General features: G+C 58.5%; 19 protein-coding genes and 1 tRNA gene. 3 read left to right on the forward strand and 17 right to left on the reverse strand.

Features of this window, described 5'->3' with window-relative positions; all coding sequences use genetic code 11:
• Positions 1-70 precede the first annotated feature (70 nt).
• From IE091_RS10200 to IE091_RS10260, 12 genes are all read right to left on the reverse strand, one after another.
• On the reverse strand, positions 71-1,396 hold the full coding sequence (locus IE091_RS10200) for a TRAP transporter large permease (RefSeq protein ID WP_096921886.1): 1,326 nt from the start codon (positions 1,394-1,396) through the stop codon (positions 71-73).
• The gene (locus IE091_RS10205; protein WP_096921885.1) at positions 1,389-1,937 is read right to left on the reverse strand and encodes a TRAP transporter small permease subunit; all 549 of its coding nucleotides are present in this window, start codon (positions 1,935-1,937) and stop codon (positions 1,389-1,391) included. The genes IE091_RS10200 and IE091_RS10205 overlap by 8 nt, the downstream gene beginning before the upstream one ends.
• A gap of 24 nt (positions 1,938-1,961) precedes the next feature.
• Entirely contained in the window at positions 1,962-2,918 is a 957-nt protein-coding gene (locus tag IE091_RS10210) for a PDR/VanB family oxidoreductase (RefSeq protein ID WP_096921884.1), read from the reverse strand.
• A 16-nt stretch (positions 2,919-2,934) separates the two neighbouring features.
• The gene (locus tag IE091_RS10215) at positions 2,935-3,693 is read right to left on the reverse strand and encodes an SDR family NAD(P)-dependent oxidoreductase (protein WP_088700092.1); all 759 of its coding nucleotides are present in this window, start codon (positions 3,691-3,693) and stop codon (positions 2,935-2,937) included.
• Positions 3,693-4,178, reverse strand: a complete 486-nt coding sequence (locus IE091_RS10220) for an aromatic-ring-hydroxylating dioxygenase subunit beta (RefSeq protein WP_096921883.1) — start codon at positions 4,176-4,178, stop codon at positions 3,693-3,695. Before IE091_RS10220 ends, IE091_RS10215 begins: the two co-directional genes overlap by 1 nt.
• Before the next feature lie 5 nt (positions 4,179-4,183).
• Positions 4,184-5,458, reverse strand: a complete 1,275-nt coding sequence (locus tag IE091_RS10225; RefSeq protein WP_096921882.1) for an aromatic ring-hydroxylating oxygenase subunit alpha — start codon at positions 5,456-5,458, stop codon at positions 4,184-4,186.
• A 459-nt stretch (positions 5,459-5,917) separates the two neighbouring features.
• Positions 5,918-7,063 carry an acyl-CoA dehydrogenase family protein gene (locus tag IE091_RS10235; protein WP_096921881.1) on the reverse strand — a complete coding sequence of 382 codons (1,146 nt, stop codon included), beginning with the start codon at positions 7,061-7,063 and terminating at the stop codon, positions 5,918-5,920.
• Positions 7,044-8,273 (reverse strand): amidase, encoded by a 1,230-nt coding sequence (locus tag IE091_RS10240; protein ID WP_096921880.1) that lies wholly within the window; start codon positions 8,271-8,273, stop codon positions 7,044-7,046. The genes IE091_RS10235 and IE091_RS10240 overlap by 20 nt, the downstream gene beginning before the upstream one ends.
• Before the next feature lie 15 nt (positions 8,274-8,288).
• Entirely contained in the window at positions 8,289-9,578 is a 1,290-nt protein-coding gene (locus IE091_RS10245) for a TRAP transporter large permease (RefSeq protein ID WP_096921879.1), read from the reverse strand.
• Positions 9,575-10,051, reverse strand: a complete 477-nt coding sequence (locus IE091_RS10250) for a TRAP transporter small permease (protein WP_096921878.1) — start codon at positions 10,049-10,051, stop codon at positions 9,575-9,577. The genes IE091_RS10245 and IE091_RS10250 overlap by 4 nt, the downstream gene beginning before the upstream one ends.
• A gap of 73 nt (positions 10,052-10,124) precedes the next feature.
• Positions 10,125-11,165, reverse strand: coding sequence for a TRAP transporter substrate-binding protein (locus IE091_RS10255; protein ID WP_096921877.1), 1,041 nt, complete (start codon positions 11,163-11,165; stop codon positions 10,125-10,127).
• 337 nt (positions 11,166-11,502) lie between these two features.
• Positions 11,503-11,579: transfer RNA gene (locus IE091_RS10260), tRNA-Arg, on the reverse strand.
• Between the two features lie 154 nt (positions 11,580-11,733).
• Here IE091_RS10260 and IE091_RS10265 point away from each other — a divergent pair.
• The 3 genes from IE091_RS10265 to IE091_RS10275 are packed head-to-tail and all read left to right on the forward strand — an operon-like array spanning position 11,734 to position 14,512.
• A complete protein-coding gene (locus IE091_RS10265; protein ID WP_096921876.1) occupies positions 11,734-12,732 on the forward strand; it encodes a TRAP transporter substrate-binding protein in 999 nt (332 codons plus the stop codon).
• Positions 12,732-13,253 (forward strand): TRAP transporter small permease, encoded by a 522-nt coding sequence (locus IE091_RS10270; protein WP_189463592.1) that lies wholly within the window; start codon positions 12,732-12,734, stop codon positions 13,251-13,253. Before IE091_RS10265 ends, IE091_RS10270 begins: the two co-directional genes overlap by 1 nt.
• Positions 13,250-14,512 (forward strand): TRAP transporter large permease, encoded by a 1,263-nt coding sequence (locus IE091_RS10275; protein ID WP_039178519.1) that lies wholly within the window; start codon positions 13,250-13,252, stop codon positions 14,510-14,512. Before IE091_RS10270 ends, IE091_RS10275 begins: the two co-directional genes overlap by 4 nt.
• A gap of 70 nt (positions 14,513-14,582) precedes the next feature.
• On the opposite strand, the gene IE091_RS10280 is transcribed toward IE091_RS10275, so the two are convergent.
• The 5 genes from IE091_RS10280 to IE091_RS10300 all read right to left on the reverse strand — a co-directional run bounded on the left by IE091_RS10280 (position 14,583) and on the right by IE091_RS10300 (position 20,300).
• A complete protein-coding gene (locus IE091_RS10280; RefSeq protein ID WP_039178524.1) occupies positions 14,583-15,536 on the reverse strand; it encodes a D-2-hydroxyacid dehydrogenase family protein in 954 nt (317 codons plus the stop codon).
• A gap of 275 nt (positions 15,537-15,811) precedes the next feature.
• A complete protein-coding gene (locus tag IE091_RS10285) occupies positions 15,812-16,801 on the reverse strand; it encodes a TAXI family TRAP transporter solute-binding subunit (protein WP_096921872.1) in 990 nt (329 codons plus the stop codon).
• A 67-nt stretch (positions 16,802-16,868) separates the two neighbouring features.
• On the reverse strand, positions 16,869-17,270 hold the full coding sequence (locus tag IE091_RS10290) for a carboxymuconolactone decarboxylase family protein (protein WP_189463593.1): 402 nt from the start codon (positions 17,268-17,270) through the stop codon (positions 16,869-16,871).
• Positions 17,270-19,222 (reverse strand): TRAP transporter permease, encoded by a 1,953-nt coding sequence (locus IE091_RS10295; protein WP_189463594.1) that lies wholly within the window; start codon positions 19,220-19,222, stop codon positions 17,270-17,272. Before IE091_RS10295 ends, IE091_RS10290 begins: the two co-directional genes overlap by 1 nt.
• Positions 19,223-19,319: 97 nt before the next feature.
• Positions 19,320-20,300 carry a TAXI family TRAP transporter solute-binding subunit gene (locus tag IE091_RS10300; protein WP_096921869.1) on the reverse strand — a complete coding sequence of 327 codons (981 nt, stop codon included), beginning with the start codon at positions 20,298-20,300 and terminating at the stop codon, positions 19,320-19,322.
• Between the last annotated feature and the right edge of the window lie 53 nt (positions 20,301-20,353).

Here is a 20,353-nt window from a genome sequence, read left to right on the forward strand (position 1 = left end):
TTTGTTTCGTAAGTTCTATCTCTTAAGTCCTATGCCTTAAGTTCTGTGCAGTGATGGTTGAGTCAGCGGCTTACAGCATAAGCAGCCCTGGAAACAGCAGGATCAGTAGCAAGACAAATAGTTGGATGGCGATGAAGGGCAGCACGCCTCGATAAATATCCAGGGTAGCAACGCGATCACCCACGGCCCCTTTCAAATAGAAGAGTGATACGCCGAACGGGGGAGTGAGAAAGGAAGTCTGCAAATTGATTGCAAACAGAATGGCAAACCACACCAGTAGCGCTCCACCGGTAAGCCCATTCGACAGCTCCAACTGGGTGATGATAGGCACAAAGATAGGCATCAGAATCAAGGATATTTCTAGCCAGTCCAGGAAGAACCCCAGCACAAAGACCAGCAATAGAATGAGGATTAACACGCTCCAGCTGCCTCCCCCCATCAGCCCCAAGCTACTGCGAATTAAGCCATCACCGCCGACCCCTTTAAAAATTAGCGAGAAGCAGGTCGCCGTAATGACCAACATCATGATCATCGCAGTGGAGACCACGGTCTCCCTCGCCGCCGTCATTACTGATCCCACATCAATTTTCTGCATGACAGCGGCAAACCCCACCACCGCCAGCACGCCCACACCGCTGGCCTCCGTAGGTGTCGCCACCCCATAGATAATGGTGCCAAGCACAACGGGGATCAGTACGAGGAAAGGGAACAACGCCAGCAGGCTGCGCCAAACGCCAGCGCTTTGCTGCTCGTCCGGGCGCTTGATATCCGTTAAAGGCGAACGCCGCTGCCCCCATGCGAGAGCAAGCGAATAGAGGGTGTAGAGCAGTAGCAGCAAAGCACTCGGGATCAAGGCAGCCTTGAACAGATGGCCGACGGGCACCGACACCAAGCTGGATAGAATGATCAGCATAACGGAAGGCGGCATCAGAATGGCGAGCGTGCCCGAGGCTGAGATTAGCCCCGCCGACGCCGATGCTGAGTAGCCAGCATCGAGCATTCGAGGCAGCGCCAGTACCGCAAGCAGGACAACGGAAGCGCCAACAACGCCGGTGGTGGCTGCCATCAAGCCTCCGATGAACAGCACCGTCAGCGCGAGATGGCCAGGAAGCCTGCGCAGCAAGCGTTCGCTAACGCGGAAAGCATCGCGGGCCAAGCCGGTGCGCTCTAACAGCAACCCCATCATGATGAACATCGGGATGGCAACGTAGAGCCAGTTGCTCAGCGCGTTCGCGTACACGCGCGTCAACATGAGATTGGAGAAGGCCAAGGGGAGGTCTGAAAACAACAGAAAAATGGCCGACACCCCACCCAACACAAGTGCCACCGGATAGCCCGACAAAATACCCGCGAATAGCAGCAGCACCATGGAGAGTGGCATCCAGTGTTCAAGCATGATCCGAGCTCCCTGACATCAATAACCAGGTTCGTTTCACTAACAGATACACCAGCACCGCCAAAAACAGGGTGATACCGACAGGCAGAGTGGCCTTGATAACGTATATGTCCGTCAGCCCCCCATCTGTCGAGCGCTCACTGGTCAGGTAGGCACGCTCGGCAAACCGATAAGCGGGCAGCAGTAGCAACGCAAAGAAAGGGATACCGAACAGTGTATGCCCGACAATATCGATCCCATGCCGATAGCGTGCCGATAGACGGGAGTGAAACACATCAACCCTAACGTGCCGATCCAGCAGCATGACCGGGGCGATAGCCATCATGATGGCTACTGCAAAAAGCAGCACCTGTAACCCCATCAGAGAGTTGAACGTAATGGCTCCCCCCACCAGCCAATGGGGCGTTTCAAACGCAATGAGTTGCGACACTCCCAACAGGTGCATCAACACCCCCGCGCCGATGACAACGGCGATCAGTAACAGGCAGAAGCCACAAAGGTTTAGAATCGACTCACAGAGTTTTGCTTTGACGGCATACATACGGTTTCCCTTTACGCTGGCGGATCAAAGGTCGATGACGAGACGTGCGCTTTTGGCCCTGGAGCAGCACACGGCAATCTGGTCGTTATCTTCCTTTTCTTCTTCGCTGAGAAAGTGGTCACGGTGATCGGGAGTACCCTCCAAAACCTCGCAGATACAGGTGCCGCAAACCCCTTCTTCACAGGAAACATTGACCTTGACGCCCGCCGCCCTGAGCGCCTGGGCGATGGACATGCCCTCTTCCACCTGAACGGTGACGCCGCTGGCAACCGCCTCCACTTCAAAGGCGGCACCGCTGGTATCCACTTCTGCAGAGAAGTACTCTGAATGCACACGGCTCTGTGACCACTCCGCCTGACGGGCAGCATTAATCACCCAGTCCATAAAACCGGTGGGGCCGCATACATAGAGGTGGGTCTGGTCGGGTTGTGACGCCAGCAACGTCTCTATTTCCAGCCGCTGGGAGGCCTCCCCATCATCGAAGTGCATCACTAACGCATCGCCAAAGGCAGACTCAAGCTCATCAATAAAAGCTGCCTTGTCACGCCCACGGCAGCAGTAATGCAACGCGAAGGAGCGTCCGGCATCGCGCAGCTCGTACGCCATGGCAATCATTGGCGTAATACCGATGCCACCGCCCACCAACAGGCTATGGGGTGCCGATCCATCCAGCGGGAATAGATTGCGTGGCACGCCAACCTTCACTTGGACACCTTCGTGTAGGCGTTCGTGTACTGCCTTGGATCCTCCCCTCGAAGCGGGGTCGAGCAGCACCCCGAGCCGATAACGGTGGCGCTCCCCTGGGGAGTTACTCAGCGAGTATTGGCGCACCAGCCCTTCATCAAGGTGAATATCAATGTGGGCGCCTGCTTCAAAGGCAGGCAGATCAGCGCCACTCTCAGCAGCCAGATCGATCACTGAGATCTCATTGGTATGAAGTTCGCGGCGCACAACGCGCAGGGTTATGATGTCATCTTGCATGGTCATCTCCAGATGCTCAGCGCATGTAAATGCCGCCATTGACGTCCCAGCAGGCACCGTTTACAAAAGCCGCCTGAGGGCTGGCAAGAAAGCTCACCATTTGCGCGACCAGCTCAGGGGAGCCCAGCTTGCCTACGGGGATATTGGCAAGCGCTTTATCCAGGTTGTCACCGAGTACCTCACGCACCATCGGGGTATCCAGTGGCCCCGGCGCAATGGCGTTGCAGGTCACCCCGTCCGCCGCCAGATCGCGGGCAAAAATCTTGGTCAAGGTCAGAATGGCGCCCTTGGAGGCGGCATAATGAGCGCCAGTGGCGGTACCGCCGTTCTGCCCTGCCAGCGACGCCAGGTTGACGATGCGCCCATAGCCACGCTCTCTGAAGTGGCGACCAAAAATCTGGCAACCGGCAAAGACACTGCCAGCGTTCGTGGTCATCACTTCGTTAAATTGGGCGGGGTCAATATCGAACACCCCTTGCACTGCGGTGCGGGCTGCGTTATTGACCAGCACTTCGCAACTGCCCCAGCGGGCGACAATCTTGTCCAGCACACCCTGGAAATCCTCTGGCTTGGCGACATCGAGGGTCGCGGTCACCGCGGTCTCTCCGGCCAGATCGAGTTCGGATGCCAGCGCTTCGGCGGGGCCGGTGTCGATATCGGTGATAACGACACGAAACCCCGCCTTATGCAGTGCGCGCACAATGTGAACCCCGAGTCCACGTGCGCCGCCGGTCACCACTGCGGTCTGAATTTTGTCGGGTAGTGGTACGCTCATCAGAACAAATAGCTGAACGAATTCAGCACTCCATCAGCGTTGAGTAGACGAACCACCTTCTCCTGAAGACGGAAGCCGGTATCAGTGGACGTGAGGGTGTAGCGCACATTGGCGGCCCAAATGCGCTGACGCCCAAACTTGTCTTCAACCAGGTGCTCAGCGCATGAAACGACAACCGTATTGCCATCGACGGCATCGATCACAAAACGAGACAAGGTGCGTACGGTGACGGCAGGGGGTGCCGAAGAGATCGAGAAGCCATCCTGGAAGCGTTTAATACGATCCCGGCGCATCTTGTCATCGTCGTAACAGAGGTTGAGCACTGCCGCGTAATCGTCGGCATCCTCGATAGGAATGATGTACAAGCCCTCTGGCTGCCACAGGTCGAGCCAAGCGTCGTACTCTTTTGCGTCCAGAATCGCCGCTTCGTGCCAGATAAACTGCGTGACCTGCCAGAGCAAGCTTTCATTGTCGGTTGTGTTCATTTCGTTCACTCCTGCATCATCCGTTTCCACATCGCATAGGCGGCACGCATGCCCGTTTCATCCGATACATGACCACGTGGCCCTGCCTCGCCCGGCACTTCTTTCTCGATGCCGCGATTGACCAGAATCGGCAGTTCGGCACCGCCATCGACCCCCCGCTGGATTCGCTCCCAGACCTCGGCATCGTCGGGAGAACCAAAGCCCATGGGGCCCTGAAAGTGTTCATGCAAGCGCAGGCGTACGCGATTGGCGATGTCGGGACCTCCCTCCATACCAATGGCAATGTGGCGAATATCCGTTTTATCGACAGCAACTGGCGTCAACACCCGGAAGAAGGCCATTGAGCACGCCACGTTGGGGAACAGATTAAGGTTGAACCCGGAGCCACCTACCGCGCGCACAATGCGGCGGACTTGATCTTCCGGGTAGCCTTCGTCGCGCAGCGCCTGCGCCAGCTCTGCAAAACGCTCTGGAATCTTGCGATCGAGATCCTCCTCTAGATCGACGAGTTCGGGAATCATGACCATGACGGAGTGACCGTTACCCAGGTCTTCAACGAAGCCTTCGCCATCAAGGAAGGTGAACGTCTTTTCAGCTTCCTCATCGAGGGATTGCAGGAAGGATTTATGCACGATCGGAAAGTGATAGGCGTCGGTGGTGTTCTCGAGCTGAACTTTCCAGTTCATTGGCACCGAAAACTGATGTTCGCCAAGGGTTTTTACGGGGTATCCACCACCCTGTTTCATAAACAGATCGATCCACTTCTTGGCAGCCCCCAGGAAGTCTTCCAATGGCTCAATACCCTCGTTGAAAGTGGCGAAGACCATGCCCTGATAGCTTTCAACGCGTAGCTTGAGCATCCCATGCTGTGACTTATCGAAATCATCGCCATACTGCTCGGGATTCGGCAAAGCACGCAGACTGCCATCGAGTCCATAGCCCCAACCGTGATAAGGGCATTGGAAAGATGAGGTCTTGCCCTTGTGAACCTCGCACACCGTCGCTGCCCTGTGGCGGCAGCGATTAACCATTACATGGATATTGTCCTTACGGTCACGTACCACGATGACCGGTTCACGACCTACTTTGGACAGCTTAAAAGACCCCTTATCGGGGATCTCGCTGGTATGCGCGACCCATACCCAGGTGTTACGAAAAATCTTCTCTTGCTCTTGCTCAAATAGCTCTGAGCTGGTGTACATCGGGGTCGCAATCTTATCGTTATGGACCAGTTGATCTGGATCGAGCGCGATGTTTTTGACGTCGATTAATTGATTCATTTTGTTCTCCTCATGCCTAGCCAGCTAATGCTGTCTTTATTCAGGTACCACCAACTCACGGCCGATACGCGCTTCGACACGGGCGTATTTCCAGAGCTTATAGGTGCCGTCCCCCANGACACGGGCGTATTTCCAGAGCTTATAGGTGCCGTCCCCCACCGGGATGGTGCGGAAGAAGTTGCAGGCGGCTACAACAGTCTCGTAATCAGGGACATCGGCCATGATGTAGGCGGTCCAGGGGGCGGTGGCGGAAGGGCCGACCATGATGCGGTCGTCATCCATGATCCCCAGGATAGTGACGCCGGGGAGTTCATCAATGCCTTGCATCATCTGGCTGAAGGCTTGCCAGACTTGCTTGCCTTCCTCAGCGGTTGCATTCATGAAGTTTTGGTTGATACCGATGCAGAAAAGTACGCGATGCATAATGTCGATCTCCGTTGGTTAAACTACGTAGGGTGGTTATAGGTAACCCGGTAAAGGGTCATGGCCGAAGAAGATCGCGCCGGCGTTCTTCCAGGTGATCTCGCCCATAAAGGCGTGCTGGGTGCACAACTGCGAGTCACGCAGAATGCGCGAGAGAGGGTGGCCGTTTTCGGCCCCAGTCATACCGCTGATCTGATATACGCTGCGAATCGCCTCAGCGCACTCATGGGTCAAATGGGTGGTAGAGAGGCGCAGCAGGTTGACCTGCTCACGGCTTGGTTCGCCCCCGGCCAGAATGCTCGCCCAGGCGGCCTCAGTACTCTCATAGAAGAAGGCCCGGGCGGCGCGAACTTTGGCCTCGGCCTTGCCGAGGGCAATCTGGGCATACTCACGCTCACCCAGGTTGGGGGCGCCAGTGACCGATTTCCGCCCACCGGCCGTGGCGCGGACGATATCCAATGCCTCGCGGGCCAAACCCAGTGTCGTCACTGCCAACACCTGAGCGGCGAAGGAGAGCGATGGGTAGCGAAAGAAGGGGGAATCGACGTTGGGTTTGCCGCCGCGCACGAAGGTCCAGGCTTCTGGAACATAGGCGTCCTCGACAACCAGGTCGTGGCTGCCGGTGGCTACCATGCCCAACATATCCCAGGTCGGGTCGATCTTCACCTGGTCGCGGGGCAGCACTGCCATGCGCGGCAGCGCTCCCTCTTCGGCGGGGAGAATGCCTACACCACATAGCGAAGCCCCCATACAACCACTGGCAAATTTCCACCGTCCTTTGATACGGAAACCGTTATCGACCCGCTCAGCGGGTTGGGGCGGAAAAATCCCGCCAGCGAAGACGATATCAGGGGAATCCCGCCACACTTCCTTTAGGGTCTCCTCGGGTAACGCGGCCAAATAGGCGGGGTTCATGCCAAAACTCGCTACCCAGCCAGAGGAGCCATCCGCCGCCGAGATCGCTTCGACCATTTTCAGGAACTCGGATGGCGACTTCTCATCACCGCCGTAGCTGGCGGGTACCATAGCGCGATAGACGCCAATGGCTTTGAACTCATCAATGATGTCCATAGGGATATGGCGCAACTCCTCGAACTCTTCGCGCCGAGATCGGATAGACTCGAGCAGCGCATCAAAACGCGCCTCGCCTCCCCACAGTGATTTATCTATGCACTGTTGCATGCTTCTCTCCTGTTTGTTGTTCCTCTACCGCCGACAGCACCTGCCCCATGAGTTGAGAAGCCGCCCGACAGACGCCTGCGTCATCGCCACGACGCCCTACCAACTGCATGGAGACCGGGAGTGCTTGCTGAGAATCAAGGGGAATCGATAAGGCGGGATGCCCTGACAGATTGAAGGGGCGCACAAGGGACGAGATTTTCAGATCCTGCTGGCCCGCCAACGCCTCCTGAACGGTCATGGGAAAATGCGGCAGCGTTGGCAGCACCAGGACATCATGCCGCTCTAGCACTGCGTCGACTTCGGCGGTAAAGGCACGACGTATGCGCTCCGCCTCCTTTAGCTCGGCATCGGTCGTCGCGGCAGCGGCTTTCAAACGCTGATCAACATCCGCGCCCACCTTGCCCGTGGCAAGTAACGCCTCGCAAGCACGGAAAGTTTCGCGATTGATAACCACCATGGCAGCTTCAAACGCCTCGGCCATAAGCGGCAAGGTGACATCCCCACGCGCCAGTCCAGACCAGCTTAGCTGGCCTTCGATACTTGCCCAAATGGCCGGCTCAGCATTCACGCTGATACACCCCAGAACAGGTGCAGAACCCTTCACTGGCGACTGAAAGGAAGGATCAATCGCACTCATGAAAGCCATTAGTACGTGGAGATCGCGAGCCATGGGGCCCACGCAATCGAGGCTACTTTCCGCTGGCATAACCCCTTGGCGACTCAAGCGTCCGAAGGTGGGTTTAAGGCCGTAGACACCACAGCAAGCAGCGGGGACGCGAATAGAACCGCCGGTGTCTGTACCAATACCAATATCGGCAAGACCAGCGGCCACCGCGGCGGCCGACCCACTGGAAGAACCGCCAGGGATAAGGGTGGGGTAGCGCGGATTCTCTGGCGTGCCAGCCCAGGCATTGATGCCCGTCATACCAAACGCCAGCTCATGCAGATTGGCCTTCCCTACAATGTGGTATCCCGCTTTGAGGGTTCGCTTGACAATCTCTGCATGAGCCACGGCTGGCGGTGCGTCAGCAAGGGCAGCGGATCCTGCGCAGGTGGGGAAACCGGCGATATCGATCGTATCTTTAACGACCACTTTGCGCGGCCCCTGCCCCAGGCTTAACCTCGATGTCAGTATAGTCACCTCAGCCACCTCGCTAGACTTATCACATGAAATTTCAAGTAAATAGGCATAGAGTTTATAACCATTCATCTAATCGGGTGAGCGTTAAAGGACGAACAATACGATCTGAGGTAACACTAGCAGCAAGGCAATGCACAGCAGATAAGGGGGTATGAAGTAACCCACTCCACGGAATGTCTCACCCATTCGTAACTCTGCATCCAGGCTCTTTACAATGAAAGCGTTCACCCCCACCGGCGGCGTAATCGCCCCCATGCTGGTAACAATACATACCACCACGCCGAACCAAATGGGGTCGTAACCCAAGGCAAGCGCTACGGGAAAGAAAATCGGGATTGAGATAATTAAAAATCCCATCGCATCCATTAGCGCTCCGCCGATCACATAGATCAGCAGGATACAGGCCATTACCATTATGGCTGGCAAGGGCAGTGCTGCTGCCCACTCGCCCACCATGTAAGGCAGTCTTGTGATGGTAAGAAAGCGCCCGAAGATGACGGCTCCAGCAACCAACATCAAGATCATGGCCGACGACTTGAGTGCATTAGCGATGGCCTCACTCAAGACGGCCCAAGAGAGTTTTCCTTGTATCAGGGTAATCAGCATTGCGCCAATGCAGCCCACTGCAGCAGCCTCTGTTGAGGTGAACCAGCCAGCAAATAGCCCGCCTAGGACCAGCGTAAAGAGGGCACCAATTTCGATAATACCTTTTAACGAGCGCCACCTTACCGACCAGCTCGAACGCACACCTGCGGGGCCCATATCAAGTCGACGGCGACAGAGCAGTCCAATCGTCGCGATAAATAGCACGATCAGGATAAGCCCAGGGACAATACTGGCCAGAAACAGATCGCGAATGGCCAGTTCGGCTTGCAGCGCAATAACAATCAGCACAGAGCTTGGTGGGATGATGACCCCCAGCGTGCCCCCCGCCGCGACACTGCCTGCACTGAGCGCACGGTTATAGCCAAATTTCTTCATTTCGGGGAGAGCAATGGTGCCGACAGTGGCTGCCGTGGCCGTGTTCGAACCACTAACCGCTGCAAAACCTGCGCTGCTAAGGATCGTCGTTGTGGCCATAGAGCCGCGGAAATGGCCTATCCAAGCATAGGCAGCCGCAAATATCTTTTCCGTTATCCCCGAGCGAAACAGTAATTCCCCCATAAAAATAAATAGGGGTATGACACTAAGAGAGTAACCCGATAACTGCTCCCAGATTCCTGAGCTAATAACGTTATACGCAGCAATAGGGCTAGTCATGTAAAGCATGCCAAAAAAACCCACCATGAACATGGCGAAGCTAATCGGCATTTTTAACAAAATAAGAAGAAACAAACAGAGTACGCCTAACAAAGCTACCAGCGTCATACTCATTGTGTTACCACCTTTTTTAGACTACTCAAAAAGTCTGCTAAAAGAACCAAGCAAAAAGCAGAAAACCCTAGTGCCACTAGATAAACAATTGGGTAAAACGCAATACGCAGTGTTTGCGATAAAGAGCCTCTTTGCATAGCGCTAAAGCCATACTCCCAGAGTTTCCAAGCCACCATGGAGAAGAATAAAAAACTTGCGCCTGAGACCAAGACATAGAGAACGCTTTGCAGTCGGGTGGGCAAATGTTCGACCAGCAAGTCCAGCTCAATATGCGCTTTAGTAAGCTGGGAGTAAGCGAGCGATAGCGCTACTACTACCGCTGTTAGCCAGCCCACCATTTCGGTGGTACCACCAAATGAAGAGCTAACTTGGCGCATTACGATGTTACCGACCACCAGAAATACCATCATTAGTAATGCTGAGCCGGCTACATAGAGTAAGAGACGGCTAATTACCCAATTAAATTTATTCATGGTAACTACCTAGATCCATCAGCATGGCGCTTACTGGGCGCAAAGATATACGCCCAGACAAAAAGCGTAGGCACTATTGGTTTTGTTCGATCAGCTCAATAAACCGATCGCGCAACTCAAAGGCAGGAAGCCCTTGAGCAGCCACCTCTTCCAGCCGTTGCTCATTGATGGGCTCCAGCAAGCTCGACCAGCGCTCAGCCTCATCTTCGGACAAGGAGAGCTGCTCAAGCTCATGGTTCTCAGCAGCCCACATCAAGGATTCCTGGATGTGTTCATCGAGATACTTACCTGCATAGGAGGCCATTTCGGCACCCAATGCATCGATCTCCTGCTGAACGTTTTCAGGTAAGGCGTCCCACCGCTGCTGATTCATCACCGCAACGAAGACCACGTTGGTCAGAGGATAGTCAGTGATGTAGCTCACATTGCGGGCATACTGCAGATCCATCAGCGTCTCGCGGGAACCTACATAGCCACTAACAATACCGGCCTGAAGGGCTTCACCCGTTTCCGCCTGAGAGAGACCTACAGGCACGCCCCCAAGGGCTTGAATAACGGCAGTGCTGTCACCTGGCACCCTGATCTCTTGGCCCTCAAGATCCTCCAGCGAAGCCACTGGTTCTTGCGTATGTAGGTAGCCTGGCTCGGAGGTGAACGCCGTAATGACTTTAAATTCTTCCAAGCCCAACGTCTCTGCAGGAAACTCTTTGATGAGTTCGTACACTGCCTGGCTGGCTGTCTGCGAATCCACTTCGATGCCCGTTAGGTTTCCGGCCAAATTGAGTAACGGAAAACGTCCCGGCTCGTATGAGGTAGCAGAGAGACCGATATCGGCAACACCGTTTAAGACGCCATCGAACATGTTGGCAGCTGTCAGCAACGTTCCGCCTGGGAAGGTGTTGACGTTTACCTGGCCATCGGTTCTTTCGTTAAGCTCTTTCGCCCAGTGTTCCATCTGCACGGCGGGAAAGGTTTGGGCAGGCGCAAAGAAGGCATAGCTGAGGTTGATATTTTCCGCTAGCGCACTGGTGCTGAGAAGCACCCCAGCGCATACGGCGCTCAAACGTGTCAGACAGCGAGTAGTGTCGAGCCGCAGCTGTTTTTGGCTGGTCATTGGTCATTAGCCCTATTTGTTTTTGTGTTGAATGTCAGGTAAGCCTAGCAGAAACATTCAACATCACATGAAAAGTAAAGTAAATACCCCGAAAGAAAAACGAGGTTTTTTTCATAATGCAAAAATATTTCCATTATGAAAAAAACTTCATTAAATCAATAACAAAAAAATGTTGATTGAGAAACAGCTTTAAAATTAGCGAATAATCAAGCTTGCTTGCAGTAGGAGCGCACCAACAACGTGCACTTTTGAAATACTTCTGATTACTACGACTACGTGAGAAATTAACAAACCAAAAAAGCCCACGATCTTGATCGTGGGCTTTTTTGGTTCATTCTGGCGCGCCCGGCAGGAATTGAACCTGCGACCTTCGGCTTCGGAGGCCGACACTCTATCCAACTGAGCTACGGGCGCTTTGGGTGCGTATCGTACCCGTGTGGGGGCGTGGTGTCCAGCCGCTTGGCGGTTTTCGGCGCGTAGATGATTGACCGTTTTCCCTGCGGTGGTGCATGCTCTGGGGGCACTTTTGCACCTCGCACCTACCCTGATCCGTTTGGGAACATAATAAATGAAAACATTTGCACGTAGTACGCTGGCACTGGGCATCTCACTGGCGCTGGTCGGCGCCGCGAACGCCAACGAATTTGCCGACATGAACCCCGTGACCCTTCGCCTGGCCCACGTGGTGAACGAGCAGGATGGCTTCCATATTGCCGCCACCAAGTTCGAAGAGCTGGTGGAAGAGCGCACCGAAGGCAAGGTGAACATCGAGATCTTCCCCAACGCCTCGCTGGGCGATGAGCGCACGCTGCTGGAAGGCATGCAGATCGGCACCGTGGACATGGGCGTGATCACCAACGGGCCGGTGGCCAACTTCGTGGAAGAGATGGCGGTCTTCGAACTGCCCTTCCTGTTCCCCACTCCTGAAGCCGCCTATGGCGTGCTGGATGGCCCCATTGGCCAGGAGCTGCTGGACAAGCTGGCCGACGTGAACCTGAAAGGCCTGGCCTACGCCGAGCGCGGCTTCCGCAACCTGACCAACAGCGAGCGCGCCGTGAATTCGCCGGAAGACCTGGATGGCCTGCGCATTCGCGTGATGGAAAACCCGGTGTACACCGATACCTTCCGCGAGCTGGGGGCCAACGCCATCCCGATGGCCTGGACCGAAGCGCTGACCGCCATGCAGCAGGGCACCATCGACGGCCAGGAAAACCCGGTGAACGTGATTCACTCGTTCAAGCTGGATGAAACCCAGAACTACATGACCCTGTCACGCCACACCTACGCCCCTGCGATTTTCGTGATGGGCATGCCTGCCTGGAACCAGCTGCCGGAAGCTGCCCAGGACGTCATCCGCCAGGCCGCCCGGGAAGCCGCCGAGCATGAGCGTCAGGTGAACGCCGATATGGAAGCCGAGCAGCTTGTCGACCTGCGCGAGGCGGGCATGGAAATCAACGACTCCCCCGATATGGAAGCCTTCCAGGCCGCCGTTGCGCCGGTTTATGAGAAGTACGGCCAGCAGTTCGGTGATTACCTGCCGCGCATTCAGGAGGCGCTGAATCAGTGATGCCCTTTGCACAGCCTCTTTTGACGCTGCTGCAACGCATTGAACGTGGGCTGGATGCCATCATCCAGCCCGTCGTGTTTGCGGGCATGGCAGCTTTGATCGGTGTGATCACGCTACAAATCGTGTCCCGGGTGTTTTTCAGTGCCGTGGGCTGGACCGAAGAGGTCGCGCGGTTTCTGCTGGTATGGATCACCTTTCTCGCGGGCACGCTGGCCTTCCAGCGTGGGCGGCACATTGCGGTCACCTTTGCGGTGGATGCCCTGCCCCTGCCGCTGCGCAAGCTGGCCAAGTTGGCCGCGCTGGCCATCGTGCTGGCCTTCATGGTCACGCTGGTGATCATCGGCCATCGCTACATGCAGGTACAAAGCTTTCAGAAGTCGGCCGCGCTGCGTCTCTCGATGACCTACGTCTACGCCGTCATTCCGCTCTCGGCGGGCATCATGGCGTGGTATGCGCTGGTAGACATGGTCGAGGTGCTGGTGCACGGGCAGCCCATCACCGCCCAGGAGGAAGTGCTATGACGCTGGTGCTGTTCGGGCTGTTCTTCCTGTTCATGCTGCTGGGCGTGCCGATTGCCTTTGCCATTGGCGCCAGCACGCTCTACGCCCTACATCAGTCGGGGGTGCCGCTGATGGTGGTCACCCAGCAGATGTTCCAGGGCATCAACTCGTTCGCCCTGGTAGCCATTCCCATGTTTATCCTGGCCGGTGATTTGATGGCCCAGGGCAAGGTCAGCGAGCGGCTGGTGAGCTTTGCCGACTCGCTGGTGGGCTTCATGCGCGGCGGGCTCTCGGTGGTCTCGGTGATGGCAGGCATGTTCTTCGCGGCCATTTCCGGCTCGGGGGCGGCCACCACGGCGGCGGTGGGGTCTAGCCTGGTGCCGGAGCTGAAGCGCAAGGGCTACGACCCCGCCTCGGCGGCCAGCCTGATCGCCGCCAGCGGCACCATCGGCGTGGTGATCCCACCTTCGGTGCCGATGATCATCTACGCGGTGATCGCCCAGCAGTCGGTCTCCAAGCTGTTCCTGAACGGCTTCTTGCCGGGGCTGGCCATGGGCCTGGCGCTGATGGCCATTGCCATCACCCAGGCGTACAAGCGCCAGTACCCGAAAGGCACCCCGCTCTCGCTGGCCACCATTTGGCGCACGTTGAAATCGGCCAGTTGGGGGCTGATGACGCCGGTGATCATTCTGGGGGGTATCTTCTCGGGGATTTTCACGCCCTCGGAAGCGGCGGTGGTGGCGGTGAACTACGCGCTGCTGGTGTCGCTGTTCGTGTACCGGGACTTGACCCTGCCCCAGGTGTACAAGCTGTTGATCCGTTCAGCGATGACCACCGCCGTGATCATGCTGGTGATTGCCATGTCGGCGGTGCTCAGCTGGACGCTCTCCAGCTGGCAGGTGCCCGGTGCGATTGCCCAATCGGTGCTGTCGCTCTCCACCAACCCCTACGTGATCATGCTGCTGGTGGTGGCGGTGATTCTGCTGACCGGGGTGTTCATCGAGACGGCCAGCGCCTTGATCATCCTCACCCCGGTGCTGCTGCCGCTGGTGCTGCAGCTGGGCATCGACCCGATCCACTTCGGGCTGATCATCGTGGTGGGGCTCTCGATTGGCATGATTACCCCGCCCGTGGCCATCAACCTTTACGTAGCCTCGTCGGTGACTCAGCTGCCGCTGGAGCGCATTACGCAAGCCATCCTGCCGTACCTGCTAGGGCTGATCGGCGTTCTGCTGCTGGTGGTTTACGTACCCATCCTGCTGGGCTGGTCGGGCCACTGAACCTACGCCTCGGCCTCTATCACCTCGCGGGCGGTGACCTTTCACCGCTCGCGGGGTATGCGTCAGAGGCTTAGCCCTCTTCTGCCAGATTACGCCCTGGCGTGCCTGCTTCGAACGCCAGCACGTTCTCGAACGCGTCGCCAAAGTAGAGCTCGTAGCTGTCTTTCTCCACGTAGCCCAGGTGGGGCGTGGCCAGGAAGTTGGGCAGCGCCAGCAGCGGATGCTCGGTCACCGGCTCTTCATCGAACACGTCCACGGCGGCCATGCCGGGGCGGCCAGCCTTCAGCGCCGCTTCCAGCGCGCCCGCTTCGATCAGCGGGGCGCGGCTGGTATTCACCAGCACGGCGGTCGGCTTCATGCTGGCCAGGTTGGCGGCGGTGACGATCCCGCGAGTTTCCGGGTTCAGGCGCAGGTGCAGGCTCAGCACATCGCTGCGTTCGAAGAATGCCTCCTGCGAGGTTGCTACCTCCAGCCCCGCCTCAGCGGCCCGCTGGCGGGTGCCCTCGCGGCCCCATACCAGCACGTTCATTTCGAACGCCTGGCCGTAGCGGGCCACCAGTTGGCCAATCTTGCCGTAGCCAAACACGCCCAGGGTGCGCCCTTTCAGGCCCATGCCCAGGGTGCGCTGCCAGCGGCCTGCCTTGAGGTTGGCCACCTCATCGGGAATGCGCCGCATGGCCGAGAGCACCAGCCCCCAGGTCAGCTCCGCGGCGGCGTAGGGCGAGCCGGTGCCTGCCAGCACCATCACGCCGTGCGCTCGGCAGGCGGCCATATCCACGTGGGCCGCGCCGCCGCCGGTTTGGCTGATCAGCTTGAGCTTGGGCAGCCGCGCCAGCAGGGACGCGGTGATCGGCGTGCGCTCACGAATCAGCACTAGCGCGTCGGCCTCCTTGAAGCGCTCGACCAGCGCATCCTCATCGGTGACGGTGTCGTTGTAAATCGTCACCTGGTGGCCCGCCAGTTTGGCGAAGGCATCCAGGTCGCGTACACAATCCTGGTAATCATCGGGAATGACAATGTTCATCAAAGCGGCTCCTTGCTTGCTGCCTGCTTTAGGGAAGTGCCCTGTTTCACGGCATGGCTAACATAACGCTGTCAGGCAGATACCTCTCGCTCGTACCTTACGTTCATACCTCACGCTCATACCTCAAGGTCAGCGCCCTGCCCACCTCGGCGCTGAGGGCCTGCCCGCTCGTCAACAATAAACGGAATCAGCAAGCCGCCCAAGGACATTTCGTGGCGGCATTCGAGGTCACGCTGCCGACATACCATGACTCCACAGGCACGGTGTTGTTGGGTTTATTCCGCCTCTGGCGGTACGAGGTCGCTGGGCACCTCGATACCGATCTCGCGGTAGTAGCGCAGCGAACCGGCATGCAGCGGCGTGGTGGTGTTCTCCACCGAGATCTCCGGCGTCATTCCACGGGCGGGGGCGAACGTCTCAACCAGCCGTTCGATGTTCTCCCAGTAGGCGCGGGTGAATGCGTAGCCTGCCTCTTCAGAGAGTTCATGGGTGGCGGCGATACCGATGTAGGTGCCGAGCGTGGTGGCGGCGGGCATGTCTCGGTAGGCGTTTTCAGGAATCTCGGTGGCGGACAGGAAGGGCAACGTTTCGGTGACGGTGGACACCTGCTCCTCGCTCATCGAGAGCACCCGCAGCGGGCGTGCGGAGTGCACTTCGGTGAACGCCGGGATAGGTGGGATGCCGTTGTAGCTGAAGCCAACGATGCGCCCATCCACCACGGCATCGGCGGCGTCCGACATGCTCATGCGTTGGAAGTCAGGCGAGATTCCCAGCGCATCGAACACCAGCTCGGTGATGTACTCGCCGCCCCCACCAATACTGCTGGGGTTGAAGCGCGCCCCCTCCAGATCCTCGAAGGTCTCGATGCCACTGTCCTGGCGCACGGCCCAGTGCATGGTGGAAGGTGCCACCCACAGCACGACGCGCATCTGCTCGATGGCGTCGTTCTCGTAGCGGCCCTCACCGTTGTAGGCCTCGTAGGCGCCCGGGGCGTCAATCAACCCCAGGTCAATCTCACCACGGCCCAGGCGGATGGCGTTCTCCCTGGAGCCGCCGGTTTCGCGCACCGAGACTTCCAGCGGTGAATCGCCGCTCACCAGCCGCGAGAGTTCCGAAAAGCCGAAGTACCAGCCAGAAGCGGCCGGTGCCACGCCGATACCAAGGGCCTCGTTAGCCACGGCCTGGGTAGCCACACCCGAGGCGACACCGGCGGTCAGCACCGCCGTGGCCAGCGGGGCGAGCAGGCGTTTGGGGGATAGCGTCATGGCAGTTCTCCATACTCGGTTATTGTTGTCGTTCGCCCGGTGGCGGCCGGGTCGTCGGAACACGGCCTCAGCGGCCGTTCTGCTCCTCTTGCCAGGCGGCCAACACCTCCCGGGCGGTACGCAGCCCGTCGATGGCCGCCGGAAAGCCGCAGTAGGGCACGCACTGCAGCAGCACCTCGCGAATCTCCTCCTCGGTGCAGCCGTTGTTCAGCGCGCCACGCAGGTGCACCTTGAGTTCATGGGGGCGGTTCAATGCCACCAGCATGCCGATGTTGATCAGGCTGCGGGTGGGCCGTGCAAGGCCCGGGCGGTTCCAGATGTCGTTCCAGCAGTTGCGGGTCACCAGCTCCTGCATGGGCCAGCTGAACTCATCCACCTGGGAGAGGGCGGCATCCACGTAGGTATCGCCCAGCACTTCGCGGCGGGTGGCCAGGCCGTTCGGGTCCAGTGTGTCCTGTCGATCACTCATCAGGCGGGCTCCTTGTGGGTGGGGGGCGTCAGAGCTACCTCTGAACGCTGATTTTTAAGGTACTGCCAAACGAACAACCCTCCGATCACGGCAATACCCGCCACGTCGGTGATCAGTTGGCCGCTGATCAGCATCAACGCGGCCGCAAGCAGCAGGCCGCGTTCCAGCCAGGAACAGGGGCGCAGGAAGTAGCCGATGGTGGAGGCCGCCAGCGCCGTGATGCCGATCACCCCGGAGCCCACCGCCAGGGCAATCTCCAGCGCCGTGCCGTTGCCGAGCAGCGGCGGGTGGTAGATGAACATGTAGGGAATCAGGAAGCCGCCCAGCGAGATCTTGGTGGCGGTCAGCGCGGTGCGGAACCAGTGGGAACCCGCGATGGCGCCGCCGATATAGGCGGCCAGTGCCACCGGTGGCGTGACCCCGGAGAGAATCGCGAAATAGAGAATGAAGAGATGCGCCGAGAGGCTCGGCAGACCGGCTTCGATGAAGGCCCCTGCCACCACCGAGGCGGCCAGCATGTAAGCCGCCACGGTAGGCAGCCCCATACCGAGGATGATCGCCACCACCATGGCCAGCACCAGCGTCACCAGCACGTCACCACCGCTGACCACCAGGATGACCGAGGAGACCTTCAGACCCAGGCCGGTCAGGCTGATCACCGAAGCGATGATAGCCACGCTGCCGATGATGACTGCGATCATGGCGGCGGTCATGGCGCCCGCTTCCAGCGCTGCGGGCAGCGACTTGAGGCGCTCCACGAAGGTGCCCGGGCTGCGCCAGGAGAACAGGTAAAGCGCCATGGCGGTGAAGTAGGCGGCCACCGCCGCCGTGGTGGGGGTATAGCGCATCACCAGCAGGGTGATCAGCACGATCAGAGGAATCAACAGGGTCTCGATGTTGAACAGACCCTCACGCAGGCTAGGGCGCTGGGACTTGGGAATCGGCGACAGGCCCAGGCGCTTGGCCTCGAAGTGCACACTCATCCAGATAGCAAGATAGAAGAGCAGCGCGGGAATGAGGGCGGCGCTGATGATGGCGAGGTAGCTGGTCGAGATGACGTCGGCCATGACGAAGGCGGCGGCCCCCATGATAGGCGGCAGTATCTGACCACCGGTGGAGGCAGATGCTTCGGTGGCCGCCGCAAAGCGCGGGCTGTAGCCGTTCTTTTTCATCATCGGGATGGTGAACACTCCGGTGGTGGCCACGTTGGCAGCGGTACTGCCGCTGATACTGCCGAACATGGCGCTGCACAGGGTGGCGGCCTTGGCGGGGCCGCCCGAAAGGCGACCGGTAGCGGCGTTGGCCAGGCGCATGAAGCTGTCGCCGCCGCCGGTGGTCACCAACAGGGCACCGAACATGATGAACACGACGATCACCGTGGACGAGGTGCGCATCAGGCTACCGTAGACGCCGGTAGGACTCAGGTAGAAGGTCGCTATCAGGTCGTCCCATCGAAAGCCGCCATGCCCCCAAACGCCCGGCAGGTGCTGGCCGAAGGCGGCATAGGAGAGCGCGATGAGTACCAGGATGGGGAAAGCGAGGCCGATGGCTCGTCGACAGGCTTCCAGCAGTAGCAGGATGGCCGAGATACCAAAAATGATATCCAGTTGGGTGGGCATCAAATAGCCCAGCTGATAGATGATCCGGTCAAAATGGATCACGTAATAGATACTGACGACCGCGCCGAGGATGATCGGCACCAGGTCGTACCAGGGAATGCGGTTGGCGTCGCGGCTACGGCAGCTATAGGCCAGAAAAATCAGCGGCAGAGCGAACAGCAAGTGGATCGCGTTCTGGGTGTTCATGGGGCCGGTGAGGGCCGTATAGAGGTGAAACAGCGCCATGGAGACCGCCGCCAGGCGCGTGACCATGAACCAGAAGCCGGACAGCTGACGCTTGCCCGAGCCCTCCGAATATTTCTCAACGACGTTGGGGTTTGCAGGGGTGTCCATTGGGATAACTCCCGCACCGCGGCACGATAGAATGGCGGCGCGTCAGGATAAGGGCATCGAAAGCTTCTGCGGGCGATGGGCCCGCAGAAGTAGAGGGTTACTGCGCTTCAGGAGGAATGATTTCCTCGGGGATATCGAGCGCCAGGTCGTCCCGGTAGTAGCGCAGAGCACCGACGTGCAGCGGGAACGTCGCATTGTCGAGCACGACCTGCGGCGTCACCCCCTGGGCGGGCTGGAAGGAGTTGGCAACCTGCTCGTGGTTCTCCCAGTAAGCCTTGGTGATTTCATAGACGGTGTCTTCACTGAGGCTGGCGTTAGCGGCCACGCCCATGTAGATGCCCAGCGAGGTGGTATCCGGCATGCCGCGATAGGTGTCGGCAGGAATCACGGTGCTGGCCAGGAAGGGCAGCTCTTCGGTGACTGCCTCGACCTGCTCGTCCGTCAGCGACAGCAGGCGCAGCGTGCGAGAGGAGTGCACTTCGGTAAAGGCGGGAATGGGCGGCACGCCGTTGTAGCTGAAGCCTACCAGGCGTCCGTCGATCACCCCTTCGGCGGCATCATCGATACGCATGCGCTGAAAGTCGGGTTCTATGTTCAGGATGTCGAACACCAGCTCGGTGATGTACTCGCCGCCGCCGCCGATGCTGCTAGGGTTGAAGCGCGCCCCGTTGAGGCCTTCGAAACTCTCGATGCCGGAATCTTCGCGCACTGCCCAGTGCATGGTAGAGGGGGCAATCCAGTAGATCAGGCGGGCGTCGGGGTTGGGCGTGTCTTCGAAGCGGCCGGTGCCGTTGTACATCTCGTAGCCTACCAGCGCTTCGGTGAAGGCCAGGTCAAGCTCGCCACGGCCCAAGCGGATGGCGTTCTCGCGGGTGCCGCCTGTTTCACGCACGGTGATTTCGTAGTCCGTGTTGGCGCTGATCACCCGAGCGCCTTCGGAGATGCCGAAGAACCAGCCGGTCCCCGTGGGCACCGCGCCAATGTTGAGCGACGTATTGGCCTGGGCTGTGGCGGCAGTCAGTGCGCCTACGGCAAGCAGGGAAGCGGGAAGCAAGTGGCGTAGTGCTGATTTAGTCATTGTTATATCCTCGAAGCGTCGGGAAGCATGTTGTGCTGTTATGTGCTGCGAAA

The organism is Vreelandella hamiltonii (assembly GCF_014651775.1).
Classification (GTDB): domain Bacteria; phylum Pseudomonadota; class Gammaproteobacteria; order Pseudomonadales; family Halomonadaceae; genus Vreelandella; species Vreelandella hamiltonii.